The organism is Actinacidiphila acididurans (assembly GCF_016918855.1).
GTDB lineage: Bacteria > Actinomycetota > Actinomycetes > Streptomycetales > Streptomycetaceae > Actinacidiphila > Actinacidiphila acididurans.
The window spans coordinates 118,081-135,824 of sequence record NZ_JADKYB010000020.1 but is presented as its reverse complement, the minus strand read 5'-3'; the positions used below and the strand labels follow the sequence as shown (position 1 = coordinate 135,824).

13 protein-coding genes are annotated in these 17,744 nt (G+C 72.6%); 12 read left to right on the top strand and 1 reads right to left on the bottom strand.

The features are described from left to right. The first annotated feature begins 7 nt into the window (after positions 1-7). From ITX44_RS30670 to ITX44_RS30635, 8 genes are all read left to right on the top strand, one after another. Positions 8-2,296: an ATP-binding protein gene (locus ITX44_RS30670; RefSeq protein WP_205361248.1), complete on the top strand. Its 2,289-nt coding sequence runs from the start codon at positions 8-10 to the stop codon at positions 2,294-2,296. Between the two features lie 331 nt (positions 2,297-2,627). Next, on the top strand, positions 2,628-2,930 hold the full coding sequence (locus ITX44_RS30665; RefSeq protein ID WP_372441041.1) for an ATP-binding protein: 303 nt from the start codon (positions 2,628-2,630) through the stop codon (positions 2,928-2,930). Between the two features lie 140 nt (positions 2,931-3,070). Beyond that, the gene (locus ITX44_RS30660; protein ID WP_205361245.1) at positions 3,071-4,444 is read left to right on the top strand and encodes a nitrate/nitrite transporter; all 1,374 of its coding nucleotides are present in this window, start codon (positions 3,071-3,073) and stop codon (positions 4,442-4,444) included. A gap of 181 nt (positions 4,445-4,625) precedes the next feature. Continuing rightward, complete coding sequence (locus tag ITX44_RS30655; RefSeq protein ID WP_307795572.1) at positions 4,626-5,771, top strand: uroporphyrinogen-III synthase; 1,146 nt, start codon at positions 4,626-4,628, stop codon at positions 5,769-5,771. Positions 5,772-6,399: 628 nt separating this feature from the next. Beyond that, entirely contained in the window at positions 6,400-6,972 is a 573-nt protein-coding gene (locus tag ITX44_RS30650) for a CGNR zinc finger domain-containing protein (protein WP_205361243.1), read from the top strand. A gap of 199 nt (positions 6,973-7,171) precedes the next feature. After that, a complete protein-coding gene (locus ITX44_RS30645) occupies positions 7,172-9,427 on the top strand; it encodes a HelD family protein (protein WP_205361238.1) in 2,256 nt (751 codons plus the stop codon). Positions 9,428-9,979: 552 nt separating this feature from the next. Beyond that, a complete protein-coding gene (locus ITX44_RS30640) occupies positions 9,980-11,425 on the top strand; it encodes an NAD-dependent malic enzyme (RefSeq protein ID WP_205361236.1) in 1,446 nt (481 codons plus the stop codon). Positions 11,426-11,677: 252 nt separating this feature from the next. Then, entirely contained in the window at positions 11,678-11,959 is a 282-nt protein-coding gene (locus tag ITX44_RS30635; RefSeq protein WP_205361234.1) for an HU family DNA-binding protein, read from the top strand. Positions 11,960-12,072: 113 nt separating this feature from the next. Here the strand turns inward: ITX44_RS30635 and murA are convergent, their stop codons facing one another. Then, positions 12,073-13,428 carry a UDP-N-acetylglucosamine 1-carboxyvinyltransferase gene (gene murA / locus ITX44_RS30630; RefSeq protein WP_205361232.1) on the bottom strand — a complete coding sequence of 452 codons (1,356 nt, stop codon included), beginning with the start codon at positions 13,426-13,428 and terminating at the stop codon, positions 12,073-12,075. Between the two features lie 187 nt (positions 13,429-13,615). Here murA and ITX44_RS30625 point away from each other — a divergent pair, with 187 nt between their 5' ends. The 4 genes from ITX44_RS30625 to ITX44_RS30610 all read left to right on the top strand — a co-directional run bounded on the left by ITX44_RS30625 (position 13,616) and on the right by ITX44_RS30610 (position 17,572). After that, a complete protein-coding gene (locus ITX44_RS30625) occupies positions 13,616-14,203 on the top strand; it encodes a YqgE/AlgH family protein (RefSeq protein ID WP_205361230.1) in 588 nt (195 codons plus the stop codon). Positions 14,204-14,231: 28 nt separating this feature from the next. Then, on the top strand, positions 14,232-14,528 hold the full coding sequence (locus ITX44_RS30620) for a DUF3039 domain-containing protein (protein ID WP_205361228.1): 297 nt from the start codon (positions 14,232-14,234) through the stop codon (positions 14,526-14,528). Between the two features lie 66 nt (positions 14,529-14,594). Further along, complete coding sequence (locus tag ITX44_RS30615; protein WP_205361226.1) at positions 14,595-15,839, top strand: tetratricopeptide repeat protein; 1,245 nt, start codon at positions 14,595-14,597, stop codon at positions 15,837-15,839. A 104-nt stretch (positions 15,840-15,943) separates the two neighbouring features. Further along, a complete protein-coding gene (locus tag ITX44_RS30610; protein WP_372441042.1) occupies positions 15,944-17,572 on the top strand; it encodes a beta-N-acetylhexosaminidase in 1,629 nt (542 codons plus the stop codon). Positions 17,573-17,744: the final 172 nt, after the last annotated feature.

The following is a 17,744-nucleotide window of genomic DNA, read 5'->3' as shown; positions in this document are numbered from 1 at the left end:
CCACCACATGGCCGGACCCGAACGGGCGGACGCACCCGGCCCGACCCCTCGGCAACTCCCGGCGGACGTACACGGTTTCGTCAACCGGACCGGTGAGCTCGCCGAACTGGACGCGATCCTGACCGGGCAGGACGGCAGTCGTCCGGTCGTCTCCGTCTACGTGATAGCCGGCACGGCGGGCGCGGGGAAGACGTCGCTGGCGCTGCACTGGGCCCATCAGGTAACGGACCGCTTCCCCGACGGTCAGCTTTATGCGAATCTGCGCGGCTACGAACCGGCGGAGCCGGTCACCGCCGTGCAGGCGGTGCACGGGTTCCTGCGCGCGCTCGGCGTACGGGCCGCCGACGTGCCCCAGGACCTGGACGGCGCCGCCGCGCTCTACCGGTCGTTGCTGGCCGACCGCCGGATGCTGGTCCTGCTCGACAACGCTGCCACGCCCGGACAGGTGCGCCCGCTGCTGCCCGGCAGCGGGGACAGCCTGGTCGTGGTGACCAGCCGCAGCAGGCTGGCCGGGCTCGCCGTACGCGACGGGGCACGGCGACTGACCCTGGGCACCCTCCCGGCCGCGGAGGCAGTGGCCCTGTTGCGGGTGGTCACCAGCGGGTACCGGCCCGAGGAGGATCTGGACAAGCTGTCCGAACTGGCCGACCTGTGCGCCCGTCTGCCCCTTGCGCTGCGGATCGCCGGCGAACGGGCTGCCGCCCACCCCCACCTGGGACTGGACGACCTCATCGCCGACCTGCGCGACGAATCGGCACTGTGGGACGCTCTGAGCACCGGCAGCGATGACGAGGCCGAGGCAGTCCGTACGGTTTTCGCCTGGTCCTACAGCGCCCTGCCGGACCCGGCGGCCCGCCTCTTCCGGCTGCTCGGGCTGCACCCCGGGCCCGAGTTCGGCCTGCACGCGGCGGCAGCCCTGGCCGGCGCACCTGTGCCCCGTACCCGGCAGCTGCTGGACGACCTGGTGGGCGCTCATCTGCTGGAGCAGACCGCCCCCGATCGTTACCAGTTCCACGACCTGCTGCGGGCCTACGCTACCGACCAGGCGCACACGGAGGAGCCGCCTGAACACCAGGAAGCGGCGCTGCGGCGCGTTCTGGACTGGTATCTGCGCACGGCCGACGCGGCGCAGCAACGGATCAGACCGGCGGAGCCGCGCGTGCCTCTCGCGGAACCCATGACGGACGTGGTCCCGGGGGCCTTCGCCGACTACGACGCGGCCGTGGACTGGGCCGAGCGGGAGTACGACAACTGCCTGCGCGCGGTCCGGGCCGCGACTTCTGCCGGATTCGACGACCTCGCCTGGCGGCTGGCGCTGGCGACCGGGAACGCGCGGTCCCCGTCGTCCCCGCCCGGGGACTGGGTCGGCGTGGCCGGGGCGGGTCTCGCAGCCGCCGAGCGGTCCGGCACTCCGGCCTACCCGCGGATTCTGCTGTTCAACCGGCTGGGCATCGTCCTGCGAGCAGTCAGCCGTTTCGAGGAGAGCCTGGACTGCCATCGGCGTGCCCTGGCGCTCGCCCGTGACACGGGTCACCGTCCGGAGGAGGCCCGTTCCCTCAACCTCATCGGCCTGATCCACCTGGACAGTCGTCGTCTCGGGCTCGCCGACCGCCATTTCGCGGAGGCGGAGACGATCTTCCGCGAGGAGAACGACACGCACCGGGCAGTCATAGCACTGTCCAACGTGGCCAGTACGCGCCAGGAAGCAGGCCGTCTCCCCGAAGCCGGCGCCGCTGCTCGGCAGGCCCTTGCGCTCCACCGGGAGCTGGACAACCAGAGCGGCGTCGGCAACATCCTGTACGTTCTCGCCGAACTCCACTGCGAGCAGGGCGAGATCGCCGAGGCCCGGCGAGCGGTCGACGAGGCACTGGGCATCGCGCTTGCGCTGCGCAATCACCGCCTCGAGGGCTTCTTGCTGATCACGCTGGGCACGGTGCAGCAGGCCGCGGGGGAGTACGGCGACGCGCTGGCCTCGTACCAGCGGTCCGCCATGCTGCACCGGCGGCTCGGTGACCGCAGCCGGGAGGCGCTGGCCTGGCGAGGAGCAGGGGAAACCTATCTGCGGATGGACCGCCCGGAAGAGGCCGCGGACTTCCACCGCCGGGCCGTCGCCGTCCACCGGGAACTCGGGGACACCTGGAACCATGCCGTCGAACTCGTTCGGCTGGCCGCTGCCCTGGTGGACGCGGACCCGGCGGCGGCCCGGCGCCATTGGGTCGAGGCGCTGCAAGAACTCGCCGGCTACGACGATCCCCGGGCCGCCGGGATCAGGGCCCGCATTGAGCGGCGGCTCTGACGGGGGCGGTGTTCCCCGAGGGCGCGCGGTACATCCGGGGCGAGGGGACGAGCGGGCCCACCCGTAAGAGAGGGTTCAGGCGGTTGTTCCCCGGAACGGGGCGAGACGGCGCGGGGCTTGGGGGTGGGGGGTCGGGTCGTGACGATAAGGGGTGGGCCGGTGAGGTGACCGGCCGTCACCGAGAACGTATGGCCGGAGCTGAGTCAGCATGAGCACGCCTGTTGCCCCGCGAGATGCCGAACCCAGGGATGTGGAGTGGTGGTTGGCCTGTCATCCGCGCAGTGCGGGGCGGGCGCGGGGGCGGGTGCGGGGGCAGGCGGAGGCGTGGGGGGTGCCCGAGGACGTCGCCGAGACGGCCGTGCTGCTGGTCAGTGAGCTGGTCACCAACGCGGTGCGGCACTCGCGGGTGGCGGGGCGGTACATCCTCGCTCGGTGCGTGCTGCGGGAGGACGCGCTGCGGGTGGAGGTCGGCGACGCCGGGGACGGGGTGCCGGTGGTGCGCGCGGCCGGGGACGAGGCCGAGGGCGGGCGGGGGCTCGCCCTGGTGGACGCGCTCGCGGCGAAGTGGGGGACCGAGCCGCGGGCGTACGGCATCGGGAAGACGGTCTGGTTCGAGCTGGCGCTCGGGGAGTAGGGCACCCGGACGGCGGCCGGCGCTCACAGCACGGGGCGCCGCAGGGTGAGTGCATGGTTGCGGCGACGTCACCTGGGGGCATCGGGGGGAAAACGCGCCGTTCCTAGGGTCGGCTGCACATTCCGACGGCGGGAGGCGCGATGAGTCGCTGGATCGAGCAGTGGGACCCCGAGGACGAAGACTTCTGGGCGGAGAAGGGGCGCCGGATCGCCGGCCGCAACCTGGTGTTCTCCGTCCTGTCCGAGCACATCGGCTTCTCCGTGTGGAGCCTGTGGTCGGTCATGGTGCTGTTCATGGGGCCGGACTACCACGTGGACCCGGCCGGGAAGTTCTTCCTGGTCGCGATGCCGACGCTGGTCGGCGGCGTGCTCCGGGTGCCGTACACCTTCGCCGTCGCCCGGTTCGGCGGCCGCAACTGGACCATCGTCAGCGCCCTGCTCCTGCTGGTGCCCACGGTGACCGCCGCCTTCCTGATGAAGCCCGGCACCTCGTACACCACCTTCATGCTGGTGGCCGCGCTCACCGGCGTCGGCGGCGGCAACTTCGCCTCCTCGATGACCAACATCAACGCCTTCTACCCGCTGCGGCACAAGGGCTGGGCGCTCGGGCTCAACGCGGGCGGCGGCAACCTCGGGGTCGCCGCGATCCAGCTCGTCGGGCTGGCCGTGATCGCCGGGGCCGGCGCCGGGCACCCCCGGATCCTGCTGGGCGTCTACATCCCGCTCATCGTGGTGGCCGCCCTGCTGGCCGCGCTGTTCATGGACAACCTGGCCCCGGTGCGCAACGACACCGGCGCGGCCGTCGCCGCCGCCAAGGACCCGCACACCTGGATCATGTCCGTCCTCTACATCGGCACCTTCGGCTCCTTCATCGGCTACAGCTTCGCCTTCGGCCTGGTGCTGCAGAACCAGTTCGGCCGCACCCCGCTGCACGCGGCCTACCTCACCTTCATCGGGCCGCTGCTGGGCTCGCTGGTCCGGCCGGTCGGCGGACGGCTGGCCGACCGGTTCGGCGGCACGCGGATCACGCTGGCCACCTTCCTGGCGATGGCCGCCGCCACCGGCCTGGTCGTCGCCGCCTCCGACCGGCACTCGCTGGGGCTGTTCCTGACCGGCTTCATCGCCCTGTTCGCGCTCAGCGGCATCGGCAACGGCTCGTCGTTCAAGATGATCCCCGGCATCTTCCACGCCAAGGCGCTCGCGCGGGGCCTGACCGGCGAGGCCGCCGCGGCCTGGGGGCGGCGGCTGTCCGGCGCTTCGATGGGGCTGATCGGCGCGGTCGGCGCACTCGGCGGAGTCGCCATCAACCTCGCCTTCCGCGAGTCCTTTCTCAGCCGGCACTCCGGCACCCCCGCGTTCGTTTCCTTCCTGGTGTTCTACGCCCTGTGCTGCGTCGTCACCTGGGCCGTATACCTGCGACCGGCCGCGGGCAGGCGGCAGGACGCCCGCGCCGACCAGGAAGCCGGGCAGGAACAGGCCGCGCCGGCCCGGACGAGCGTGTACGCGGAGCCGTGAGCGGCGCCCGTCGCGTAACACCGGGGAAATGGGTACGAACCGAAGCCGACACCCCGCCTTGGGACCATGCTGGTCCCGGCGGGCCGGCCGGGGCAGGGGGCAGCCGATCAGGGGACGGTCCGCGGCCACCGGCGCACGCACCTCACGTCACACTGGGGCAGAGCCTATGCACTCCAACCGAATGTCCGAATCCGCCGAGGTGGCGCCCCTGGCGGGGTTCACCGTGGGGGTGACCGCCGCCCGCCGGGCGGACGAGCTCACCGCGCTGCTGGAACGGCGCGGCGCCGCGGTGCTGCGGGCACCCGTCCTGCGCATCGTGCCGCTCTCCGACGACGCCGAGCTGCTGGCCACCACCAAGCGGCTCATCGACGACGCGCCCGACGTGGTGGTGGCCACCACCGCCATCGGGTTCCGCGGCTGGATCGAGGCCGCGGACGGCTGGGGCCTCGGCGAAGCCCTGCTGCGCGGGCTCGGCGGGGTGGAACTGCTGGCCCGCGGGCCCAAGGTACGCGGCGCGGTGCGCGCGGCCGGGCTCACCGAGGCCTGGTCGCCGGCCTCCGAATCCATGGCCGAGGTGCTGGAACGCCTCCTGGAGGAGGGTGTGGAGGGGCGGTGCGTGGCCGTGCAGCTCCACGGCGAGCCGCTGCCCGGCTTCAGCGAGTCCCTGCGGGCGGCCGGCGCCACGGTGGTGGCCGTGCCCGTCTACCGCTGGATGCCCCCGGAGGACCTGGCGCCGGTGGACCGCCTGCTGGACGCGGTGCTGACCCGGGGGCTCGACGCGGTGAGCTTCACCTCGGCGCCGGCTGCCGCTTCCTTGCTGAAACGGGCCGAACAGCGCGGGCGGCTGGACGAGTTGCTCGACGCCTTCCGTACGGATGTGCTGGCCGCCTGCGTCGGGCCGGTCACCGCGCTTCCGCTCCAGGGGCACGATGTGCCGACCCGGCAGCCGGAACGGTTCCGGCTCGGGCCGCTGGTGCAGCTCATCGCATCCGAACTGCCGGGGCGGGTACGGCCGTTGCCGGTCGCCGGTCACCGGGTGGAGATACGGGGGCACGCCGCCGTGGTCGACGGCACGCTGCGGCCGGTGCCGCCGGCCGGGATGGCGCTGCTTCGTTGCTTGGCGCGTCGGCCCGGGTGGGTGGTCAGCCGCGCCGACCTGCTGCGGGCGTTGCCGGGTGCGGGGCGCGATGAGCACGCCGTCGAGACGGCGATGGCTCGGCTGCGGACGGCTCTGGGTTCGCCCAAGCTCGTTCAGACTGTGGTCAAGCGGGGGTATCGGTTGGCGTTGGATCCGCATGCCGATGAGAAGTACGCGGGGGGCGTTTGACCGGACGTGGGGGCCGTACTTTGCGGAGTGGGGGTCTTTCCGGCTTGGGCTTTTGCGGGGGTCAGCTCGGGGGGTTCTGTGCGTTGCCGGGTGCCGCGTGCGTCGTGGCTTGTCGCGCTCGCGCGGCGCCAGCCGCATATTGAGTACAGCCCCGCGCCCCTGAAGGGTGCCCTACGCCCGCTTTTGCGGCGGAGAGCTCGGGGGGTTCTGTGCGTTGCCGGGTGCGCGTGCGTTGTGGTTTCTCGCGCAGTTCCCCGCGCCCCTATTGGGTGCCGTGCTCCCTGAGGGGTGCCGTCCTCCGTGCGGCGCGCTGCCCCTGCGGGGCGCGCATCTGGCCTCGCGGCCCTTCGGGCTCCGGCCCTCGGGCTCTGAACGGTTCCCGGCGCGTTGTGGCTTGTCGCGCTCACGCGGCGCCAGCCGCATATTGAGTACAGCCCCGCGCCCCTGAGGGGTGCCGTCCTCCGTGCGGTGCGCTGCCCCTGCGGGGCAGCACATTTCGGCCCGCGCCCCGAGGCGTGCCGGACACCGCGCACGCTGCGTTCGCCCGAGAAGGGGCTAGCCCCGGGGGAGCGGTCCGGGCACCCTGGGGGGGAGGGTGACGGGTGGTGGGAAGGAAGGCGGCGGGGCGATGCGGTTCGACAGCGGGCGCGTGTCGCTGGACCTGGTGGCGACCAGGGCGGGGCGGGTGCCGGTGCAGGAGCAGTTGCTGACGGTTGAGCGGCTGACTCAGTGGATCCGGGGGGTACGGATCGTGCCGGTGGAGGCGGAGGTGGTGCCGGGGGAGAGCTGGGTGGCCCGGTTCATCGAGTTGCGCGAGGTCATCGGGCGGATGGTGACCGCGGAGTTGGACGGCGGGGGTACGGAGCAGGGGGATGTGGCGGCGCTCAACGCGGCGGCGCGGCCGGCGCCGCCCGTGCCGTGTGCGCTGACCGGGGGTGACGGGCTGCTGGTGCGGGCGCTGACCGCGCCGCCGAGTTGTGAGGCGCTGCTCGCGGTGGTGGCGCGGGACGCGGTGGAGCTGTTCACCGACCCGCTGGACCGGTCCCGGCTGCGGCGGTGCGCCGGCGAGGACTGCAGCCTGGTGTACCTGGACACCAGCCGGGGGCGGCGCCGCCGGTGGTGCAGCAGCGAGGTGTGCGGCAACAGGGAGCGCGTGGCCCGGCACCGCCGCCGTACGACGGTGGCCGCCGTCCAGCGCTGAGGCCGGGAACGCCGCGCGCCGCAAGAGATCACACAATCGCCACCGCGCGCCCACCCACCGGGCTGGAAAGAAACGGTGCAGGTCGCGTACGGTTGTCGGCTACCCCTTCGTACGGACAGCGGAGCGGCAACCGTGCCCCGTCGCTGCTGTCGGGCCGCTCGGCCGAGGGGGCACCGATGGGAGAAGAAAGGGGTTCTGCGTGGCAGCGCAGACCGCGGCACCCGGGGTCCGGGAGCAGGAGATCGCCGCCGAGCAGGCGCACCTGGACCGGGTGTACCGGCGTCTGGAGGAGAAGATCCGGGAGGCCGAGTTCCTGGTCAGCGACGCCGCCAAGGGCGCCCAGGTGGGTACGCCGGGCGCGCTGGCCGAGCGCGACGCCCAGGTCTTCCGGGCCGGGATGCACCTGAGCCGCCTCAACAGCGAGTTCGAGGACTTCCTGTTCGGCCGGATCGACCTGCTGCGCGGCAAGGACGGCAAGAAGGGCCCGGACGGCGCGTACACCTCGGTGGACCCCGCCGACGACGCGGTGGGCCCGGACGCCGGCGCCGACATCGCCGAGACCCTGCACATCGGCCGGATCGGGGTGCTGGACACCGAGTACGCGCCCCTGGTCATCGACTGGCGGGCGCCGGCCGCCGCCCCCTTCTACCGTTCCACGCCGGTGGCCCCCGGCCGGGTGGTGCGCCGCCGGGTGATCCGCTCCCGGGGACGCAAGGTGCTCGGCGTCGAGGACGACCTGCTGCGGCCCGACCTGGTCACGGGCCTGCCGGTGGTCGGCGACGGCGCCCTGATGGCGGCGCTGGGCCAGGCACGTACGCACACCATGCGGGACATCGTGGCCAGCATCCAGGCCGAGCAGGACACGGTGATCCGCGCCCCCGCCGCGTCCGTCACCGAGGTGACCGGCGGCCCCGGCACCGGCAAGACCGCCGTCGCCCTGCACCGGGCGGCGTACCTGCTCTACCAGGACCGCCGCCGCTACTCCGGCGGCATCCTGTGCGTCAGCCCCACCCCGCTGCTGGTCGCCTACACCGAGGGCGTGCTGCCCTCCCTCGGCGAGGAGGGCCAGGTGGCGATCCGGGCGCTCGGCTCGCTGGTGGACGGAGTCACCGCCGACCTCTACGACGAGCCGGCCGTGGCCCGGGTCAAGGGCTCGCTGCGGATGCTGAAGGTGCTGCGCAGCGCCGCCCGCGGTGCGCTCGACCTGGGCCCGGACCGGCCGGCCCGGCTGCGGGTGGTGGCGTTCGGCCGGCGGATCGAGCTGGACGAGGAGGAGCTGGCCGAGGTGCGCCGGCAGGTGCTGAGCGGCACCGCCCCGGTCAACCTGCTGCGCCCGCGGGCCCGCCGGCTGCTGCTGGACGCCTTGTGGCGCAAGACCGGCCGCCGCTTCGACGACGCGGAACTGGCCGTCGAGGAACGCCAGGGCTTCGACGAGGACGTCAGCACGGAGTCCGACTTCACCGACTTCCTCGACGCCTGGTGGCCGCTGCTGGAGCCGCGCACCGTGCTGGCCGCGCTCGCCGACGACCGGCGGCTCGGCCGCTGGGCCCGCCGGGTGCTCACTCCGCCGGAGGTACGGCGAGTGGCGCGGTCGCTGCGCCGCGGCGGCGTGTCGGTGCACGACGTGGCGCTGCTGGACGAGCTGGACGCGCTGCTCGGCGCTCCGCCCCGGGAGAAGAAGCGCGAGCTGGACCCGTTGGACCAGCTCACCGGCCTGGAGGAGCTGATGCCCGAGCGCGGCGAGAGCCGCCGGGAGCGCGCCGACCGGCTGGCCCGGGAACGCACGGAGTACGCGCACGTCATCGTCGACGAGGCGCAGGACCTCACGCCCATGCAGTGGCGCATGGTCGGGCGCCGGGGGCGTACCGCCACCTGGACGGTGGTGGGCGATCCCGCGCAGAGCTCCTGGATCGACACGGACGAGGCCGCCCGCGCCCGCGACGAGGCGCTCGGCACCCGGCCGCGGCGGCGCTTCACCCTCACCGTGAACTACCGCAACCCGGCGGAGATCGCCGAGGTGGCCAGTACGGTGCTTTCCCTTGCCATGCCCGGAACGGTGTCCCCCCGCGCGGTGCGCTCCACCGGCATCCTGCCGCGTTACGAGGTGGTCGGTGAGGATCTGGGCGCCCAGGTACGGGCCGCCGCCGCGGGGCTGCTCGACGAGGTGGACGGCACGGTGGGGGTTGTCGTCGCCATGAACCGGCGGGCCCAGGCGCGTACGTGGCTGGCCGGGCTCGGCGAGCGGGTCGTCGCGCTGGGCAGCCTTGAGGCGAAGGGGTTGGAGTACGACGCGACGGTCGTCGTCTCCCCGGCGGAGATCGCCGAGGAGTCTTCGGCGGGGCTGCGGGTTCTCTACGTGGCGCTGACGCGGGCGACCCAACGGCTGACCGTTCTGGCAGGGCCTCGTGATCTTCCCGATCACGAGGGGGTACCGGATCTGTTGCGGCGCGACTGAGGTGCGGCTTCTTTCCGGCTTGGGCTTTTGCGGGTTCCAGCTCGGGGGGTTCTGTGCAGTGCCGGGTGCCGGTGGGCTGTGGCTTGTCGCGCTCACGCGGCGCCAGCCGCATATTGGATGCAGCCCCGCGCCCCTGGGGGTGCCGTGCTCCGCACGGGCGGCCCCCGCGCCTCTGGGGTGACGTGCTCCCGCACCGGCACCCTTGCACACGCAAACGGCTCTCGCTCTTCCTGGCGGAAGGGCGAGAGCCGTGACGTTTACGACACCGACCCGCCATGCTCGCCTCGCGGCAAGTGGGCGCTCGAAGCGCCTAAGGTTGGGCCCGGGGGCTTGGATCGGGCCGGTGCCTCACCCAGGCTAACAAATGACGGGCGGAACCTCTTCCCTGACGGCGGAAATCCTGCCGATCACTCCGTGGCCACCAGTTCTTTGCCCGGGCGGTTTCCGTGTACCGGGCAGTAGGTGACACGATCGACAGGCATCAAACACGCATCGACAGGCACACCTGCCGCCCCGGCGGCACGCGCACGGAAAACCCGGAAGAAGGTCGTCATGGCAACGGCGCCCAGCGTCTCGTACTCGATCACGGTGCGGCTGGAGGTGCCCGCGAGCGGAACCGCGGTCAGCCAGCTCACCACGGCGGTGGAGTCCTCCGGCGGGTCGGTGACCGGCCTGGACGTGACGGCGTCGGGACACGAGCGGCTCCGGATCGACGTGACGATCGCGGCGACGTCGACCGCGCACGCCGACGAGATCGTGAGCAAGCTGCGCGGCATCGAGGGCGTGTCGATCGGCAAGGTGTCCGACCGTACGTTCCTGATGCACCTGGGCGGCAAGATCGAGATGGCGTCCAAGCACCCGATCCGCAACCGTGACGACCTGTCCATGGTGTACACGCCGGGCGTGGCGCGGGTGTGCATGGCGATCGCGGCGAACCCGGACGACGCGCGCCGGCTGACCATCAAGCGCAATTCGGTGGCCGTGGTGACCGACGGCTCGGCGGTGCTGGGCCTGGGGAACATCGGGCCGAAGGCCGCGCTGCCGGTGATGGAGGGCAAGGCGGCGCTGTTCAAGCGGTTCGCGGGGATCGACGCGTGGCCGCTGTGCCTGGACACCCAGGACACCGACGAGATCGTGGCGATCGTCAAGGCGATCGCGCCCGGCTTCGCCGGCATCAACCTGGAGGACATCTCCGCGCCGCGCTGCTTCGAGATCGAGGCGCGGCTGCGCGAGGCGCTGGACATCCCGGTGTTCCACGACGACCAGCACGGCACCGCGATCGTGGTGCTGGCGGCGCTGACCAACGCGCTGCGCTGCGTCGGCAAGGAGATCGGCGGGCTGCGGGTGGTGATGTCCGGGGCGGGCGCGGCCGGCACCGCCATTCTGAAGCTGCTGATCGCGGCCGGGGTGAAGCACGCGGTGGTGGCCGACATCCACGGCGTGGTGCACGCCGAGCGCGACGACCTGGTGAACGCCGATCCCGACTCGGCGCTGCGCTGGATCGCGGACAACACCAACCCCGAGGGCGTCACCGGCACCCTGAAGGACGCCGTGGTCGGCGCCGACGTGTTCATCGGCGTGTCGGCGCCGAACGTGCTGGACGGCTCGGACATCGCCCGGATGGCCGACGGCGCGATCGTGTTCGCACTGGCCAACCCGGACCCGGAGGTGGACCCGGCGGCCGCCCGGGAGACCGCCGCGGTGGTCGCCACCGGCCGCAGCGACTTCCCGAACCAGATCAACAACGTGCTGGTCTTCCCGGGTGTCTTCCGCGGCCTGCTGGACGCCCAGTCACGTACGGTGAACACCGAGATGATGCTGGCCGCGGCCCGCGCGCTGGCCGGGGTGGTCGGCGACGCCGAGCTGAACCCGAACTACATCGTCCCCAGCGTTTTCAACGACAAGGTGGCGGGTGCGGTGGCCGACGCCGTACGGGACGCGGCGCGCGCCCAGGGCCCCGCCGTGGCCGCCGCGGGCTCGGCGGCGCTGCCCGCTTGATACGTCCGGCTGCCTGATACATGCGTGACCGGGCGGCCACGAAAAGTCGCGGAATCCGATTCGATGCGTCTATGGTGTGACGACAATCCGTCATCACGGGTCTCGCCAGGGGCTTTTTCCACGACTCGCGCGGGCAGGCGATTGGCTTTCCCCCCATATATGGGGGCAGGATGCACACCTGGGCAGTGAGGCACACGGCAACAGCTACAGGCTCGCGCGCCCCCATGGCAGAAAGAACACGGGAGTACAGATATGAACCGCAGTGAGCTGGTGGCCGCCCTGGCCGACCGCGCCGAGGTGACCCGCAAGGACGCCGACGCCGTTCTGGCCGCGTTCGCCGAGACCGTCGGTGAGGTTGTGGCCAAGGGTGACGAGAAGGTCACCATCCCCGGCTTCCTGACCTTCGAGCGCACCCACCGTGCGGCCCGCACCGCCCGCAACCCGCAGACCGGCGAGCCGATCAACATCCCCGCCGGGTACAGCGTCAAGGTCTCCGCGGGCTCCAAGCTGAAGGAAGCCGCCAAGGGCAACTGAGAACCCGGGGCGCGACGGGTTCTGACATCGATGGCGGCGGTCCCCCGGCAGGGGAACCGCCGCCATCGTCTGCTGTGCCGATCGAGTGCCGATCGGTGCCGGTCAGATGCCGGTCAGGCCACCCGGGCCGCGGCGCGGTCCTCGCCGGGCACCTCGATCTGCGCCCCGAGGTCCCGCAGCTTCGCGGTGAAGTTCTCGTAACCCCGGTTGATCAGGCTGATGCCGTGCACCCGGGAGATGCCCTGCGCGGCCAGCGCCGCGATCAGGTACGAGAAGCCGCCGCGCAGGTCGGGGATCACCAGGTCGGCGCCCGCCAGCTTGGTCGGCCCGGACACCACCGCCGAGTGCAGGAAGTTGCGCTGCCCGAACCGGCAGGCGCTGCCGCCCAGGCACTCGCGGTAGAGCTGAATGTGTGCGCCCATCTGGTTGAGCGCCTCGGTGAAGCCCAGCCGCGACTCGTACACCGTCTCGTGCACGATGGACAGCCCCGACGCCTGGGTCAGCGCCACCACCAGCGGCTGCTGCCAGTCGGTCTGGAAGCCCGGGTGCACGTCGGTCTCCAGTGCGATCGCGTTCAGCGGCCCGCCCGGGTGCCAGAACCGGATGCCCTCGTCGTCGATCTCGAACGCGCCACCGACTTTCCGGTACGTGTTCAGGAACGTCATCATCGACCGCTGCTGCGCGCCGCGCACGTAGATGTCGCCCTCGGTCGCGAGCGCCGCGCTCGCCCACGATGCCGCCTCCAACCGGTCCGGAATGGCGCGGTGCGTGTAACCGCCCAGCTTCTCCACTCCGGTGATGCGGATGGTGCGGTCGGTGTCCATGGAAATGATCGCGCCCATTTTCTGCAGGACGCAGATCAGGTCCTCGATCTCCGGCTCCACGGCCGCGTTGGCCAGCTCGGTGACGCCCTCGGCGAGCACCGCGGTCAGCAGCACCTGCTCGGTGGAGCCCACCGACGGGTACGGCAGCCGGATCTTCGCGCCGCGCAGCCCCTTGGGCGCCTCCAGGTACTGGCCGTCCGCCCGCTTCTCGATGACCGCGCCGAACTGCCGCAGCACGTCGAAGTGGAAGTCGATCGGCCGGCCCCCGATGTCGCAGCCGCCCAGCCCCGGGATGAAGGCGTGCCCGAGCCGGTGCAGCAGCGGGCCGCAGAGCAGGATCGGGATCCTGGAGGAGCCGGCGTGCGCGTCGATGTCGGCGACGTTGGCGCTCTCCATCCGGGTGGGGTCGAGCAGCAGCTCGCCGGGCTCGTCCCCGGCCTCGACCGTCACGCCGTGGAGCTGGAGCAGCCCGCGCACCACCCGTACGTCCCTGATGTCCGGGACGTTGCGCAGTCTGCTGGGTTCGCTGCCGAGCAGAGCGGCGACCATGGCCTTCGGCACCAGGTTCTTCGCACCTCTGACCCGGATCTCGCCCTCAAGTGGGGTTCCGCCATGGACAATGAGTACATCGGCGATGTCGTTCATGGTCTCGCGATCGTCGGAACGGGCAGTGACAGCCGGGCGGCCGGAGCCGGCCGGCAACATTCGGGCAGGACGGTCGGCAGGGACCGTCGCAACGGGACGGGGAGACGACCCGCTCTCCGCACGAGCGGAGGTGAGTCATGGTAATCGGCTTGACGGGCCGCTCCGTGCGCCCACGCGATGCGGGATCATGTCAGCCATGACCGAGGTGTCCTCGCTCACCGGACGGCTGCTCGTGGCGACCCCGCGCCTGGCCGACCCCAACTTCGAGCGGTCCGTGGTGCTGCTGCTCGACCACGACGCGCAAGGATCGCTCGGCGTCGTGCTCAACCGGCCCACCCCGGTCGGTGTCGGCGACGTGCTCCAGCCGTGGGCCGCGCTGGCCGGCGCCCCGCAGGTGGTCTTCCAGGGCGGCCCGGTCTCGCTGGACTCCGCGCTGGGCCTGGCCGTCGTCCCGGGCGAGTCGCGGGGCGGCGAGGCCACCGAGGTGCTGGGCTGGCGCCGGGTGCACGGCGCGATCGGCCTGGTCGACCTGGAGGCGCCGCCGGAACTGCTGGCCGCCGAACTCGGCAGCCTGCGCATCTTCGCCGGCTACTCGGGCTGGGGCCCCGGCCAGTTGGAGAAGGAACTCGCCGAGGGCGCCTGGTACGTGGTGGAGTCCGAGCCCGGCGACATCTCCTCGCCCGCCCCGGAGGGGTTGTGGCGCTCGGTGCTGCGCCGGCAGCGCAGCGCATTGGCGATGGTCGCCACATATCCCGACGACCCGTCGCTCAATTAACCCGCGGTCTCATTTACGCTTGACGGTTATGAGCACTCTTGAGCCCGAGCGCGGGACCGGCACCGGCACCCTGGTCGAGCCGACTCCGCAGGTATCCCACGGTGACGGCGACCACGAGCGCTACGCGCACTATGTCCAGAAGGACAAGATCATGGCGAGCGCCCTGGAGGGCACGCCCGTTGTCGCCCTGTGCGGCAAGGTGTGGGTCCCCGGCCGCGACCCGAAGAAGTACCCGGTCTGCCCGATGTGCAAGGAGATCTACGAGGGCATGCCGCTGGGCGGCGGTGACGGCGACAAGTCCGGCAAGGGCAAGGGCGGCGCCTGACGGCCATGCCGGCACGACTGCGGCAGGATCCAGGGGAGAACGTTGAACGGCGTGGGTGACGGAGGCGTGTCCGGGGCACCGGACCAGCCCGACGGCCACGACGACGACGCCGTCATCGGGGAACGGGTGCACGCCCTGGTCGGCCAGGGCCGCTACGCCGAGGCGCATGCCGCGGTCGGCGACGCCTTCGTGGAGCGCAACGGCAGCGCCGGTTACCTGCTGCGGGCCTGGATCCTCGCCCAGGAGAAACGCCACGCGCAGGCCCGCGAGACCGTCGACTGGGCGCTGGCCATCGCCGGCCCGGCCGAGGCGGCGGACGTCTTCGTCCTGGCCGGCGTGGTGCTGCTGGCCCTGGACGAGGCGCATGCCGCACTGACCGTGGCGCTGCGCGCGAGCGGCGCCGACCCCGACGGCTGGGAGCCGGCGGTGCTGCTCTCCGACGTCTACCGGCGGCTCGGCCGCGTCCCCGACGCGGTGGCCGCCGCCCGCCGCGCGGTCGTGCTCGCCCCGCGCGAGGCCGAGGCGCACGTGGCCCTGGCCCGCTCGCTGACCGCCGGGCGCGGCGTGCTCGGCCGCATACCCAGGCGGCACCGCGCGGAGCACCAGCAGGCCGTGGAACGCGCCCTGATACTCGGCGCCTCACCCGCCGAGCTGACCGCCCCGCGCACCGGCGCGGCCATCGGCGCCGCCGCCATGGCCCTGCTGTTCGGCCTCCAGCTCTTCCGGATCGAGGGCGGCGACGGCTGGGGCTTCCTCGCCGCCGGCGTCGGCGCGCTGATGGGCATCACTCTGATCGCCGTCTTCGCGGTCTCCGCCGGCCGCCGCAGCGGGATGCCGGTGGGCCACCGGCTGCGCGGCATCCGCGCCACGGTCCGCACCGAACTGGCCGGCGATCCCGGGCTGCGCCGCATCCGCGAGATGAACGCGGTCGCCGCGCTCCCCCTGGTCCCGCTGCTCACCACCGCCCTCCCCTCCGACCGCGCCAGCCAGGGCCACCCCTGGGCCCCCTGGGCCGTCGCCCTGGTCGCCGGCATCGCCCTCCCCCTCCTCCTGGCCGTCGCCCTCACGGTCAGCTGGTGGTACGGCGGCTGGTTCGCCCGCCGCGCCTTCCTCCAGACCTGGCTCGGCCGCGCCCAGCTCGCCGGCGCCGTCGCCCTGCTCCTCACCACCCTCGCCCTCTCCGCCGCCCGCATCCACGGCACCCCCTGGGCCGCCCTCCTGGCCGCCCACCTGGTCTGGCTGGTGCTGGCCCTGACGGTCACGGCGGTGGCAGTGGGCCGAGCGCGGGTGGAACGTCTGCGGAGTCTTTGACGTAAGGCAGCGCACAACCCCAGCCCTCCCCGTACCACCCCCGCACGTGCGGGTTCGCGCAATGGTCTATGCCAATCGACCATGCTGGAGGCAGGATGACCTCCATGGATCTCATCCCGCACCCCCGCCACGTCACCGCGTATTCGGAAGAGGACGGCTTCACGCTCACGGCAGGGACCGTGCTGGCCGCAGGGCCGGGGACGGAGGCGGTGGCGCGGTGGATGAGAGGGGTGCTGGGCGCGGCCACCGGGCTGGCGTTCGCCCCGGGGGAGCGGTCGGCCGACGGGGTGGTGCGGCTGGCGATCGACGAGCACGTACCCGGCGGCCCGGAGGCGTACCGGATCACCGTGGACCCGTCCTCGGGCGTACGGATCACCGGCGCGGGCCCTGCCGGCGTCTTCTGGGGCGCGCAGACCCTGCGCCAGCTCCTCGGCCCGGACGCGTACCGCCGCGCTCCGCTGGGCCGGGGCCGCACCTGGCGGGTGCCCGCCCTGCACCTCCAGGACGCGCCCCGCTTCGGCTGGCGCGGCTTCATGCTGGACGTGGCCCGCCACTTCATGCCCAAGGACGTGGTGCTGCGCTACCTGGACCTGATGGCCGCCCACAAGCTCAACGTGCTCCACCTGCACCTGACCGACGACCAGGGCTGGCGGGTGGAGATCCGGCAGTACCCGCGCCTGACCGAGGTCGGCGCCTGGCGGACGCGCACCAAGGTGGGCCTGCGCGAGTCCCAGGTGTGGGACGAGCGCCCGCACGGCGGCTACTACACCCAGGACGACCTGCGCGAGATCGTCGCCTACGCCGCCGAGCGGCACATCACCGTCGTCCCCGAGGTGGACATCCCCGGCCACTCCCAGGCCGCCATCGCCGCCTACCCCGAACTCGGCAACGCCGACGTGATCGACACCACCGAACTCGGGGTGCTCACCAGCTGGGGCGTCAACCCCAATGTGCTGGCCCCCACCGAGGACACCCTGCGCTTCTACGAGAACGTCCTCACCGAGCTGCTGGAGATCTTTCCCGGCGAGTTCGTCCACGTCGGCGGCGACGAGTGCCCCAAGGAGCAGTGGCAGTCCTCGGTCACCGCCAAGGACCGCATCGTGGAGCTCGAGCTGAAGGACGAGGACGAGCTGCAGAGCTGGCTGATCCGGCACTTCGACCGGTGGCTCGCCGAGCGCGGCCGGCGGCTGATCGGCTGGGACGAGATCCTGGAGGGCGGCCTCGCCCCCGGCGCCGCCGTCGCCTCCTGGCGCGGCTACAGCGGCGGCATCGCCGCCGCCCGGGCCGGGCACGACGTGGTGATGTGCCCGCAGAGCCACGTCTACCTGGACTGGCGGCAGTCCGAGGACCCCGACGAGCCGGTGCCGATCGCCCACGCCCGCACCCTGGAGGACGTCTACCGGTTCGAGCCGGTGCCCGGCGACCTCACCGAGGACGAGGCCCGGCACGTCATCGGCACCCAGGCCAACGCGTGGACCGAGGTGATGGACTCGGTCCGGGTGGTGGACTACATGGCCTTCCCGCGGCTGGCCGCCTTCGCCGAGGTCGCCTGGACCCCGCTGCCCGCCCCCGCCGAGCGCGACTGGCCCGGCTTCGAGCGCCGGATGACCACCCACTACGCCCGGCTCGACGCCCTCGGCGTGGAATACCGCCCGCCCGGCGGCCCGCGCCCCTGGCAGCGCCGCCCCGGCATTCCCGGCCGCCCGAAGCCGGGCCCGCCCCCGGTGGGGTGAGCCATTGTCAAAGTTATTGTCAGAGTATTTGTCGGACTTTCCGCGATCGGCTGCCGGCACCCGCGTCCACCTGGCACCGTGGACCCCGTACGTACCACGGCGACACCCCCGGGCCCCGGCGACCACCGCACAACCGGCCGTACCGGCAGGTCGGTGCGTTCGGGCCCGTGGC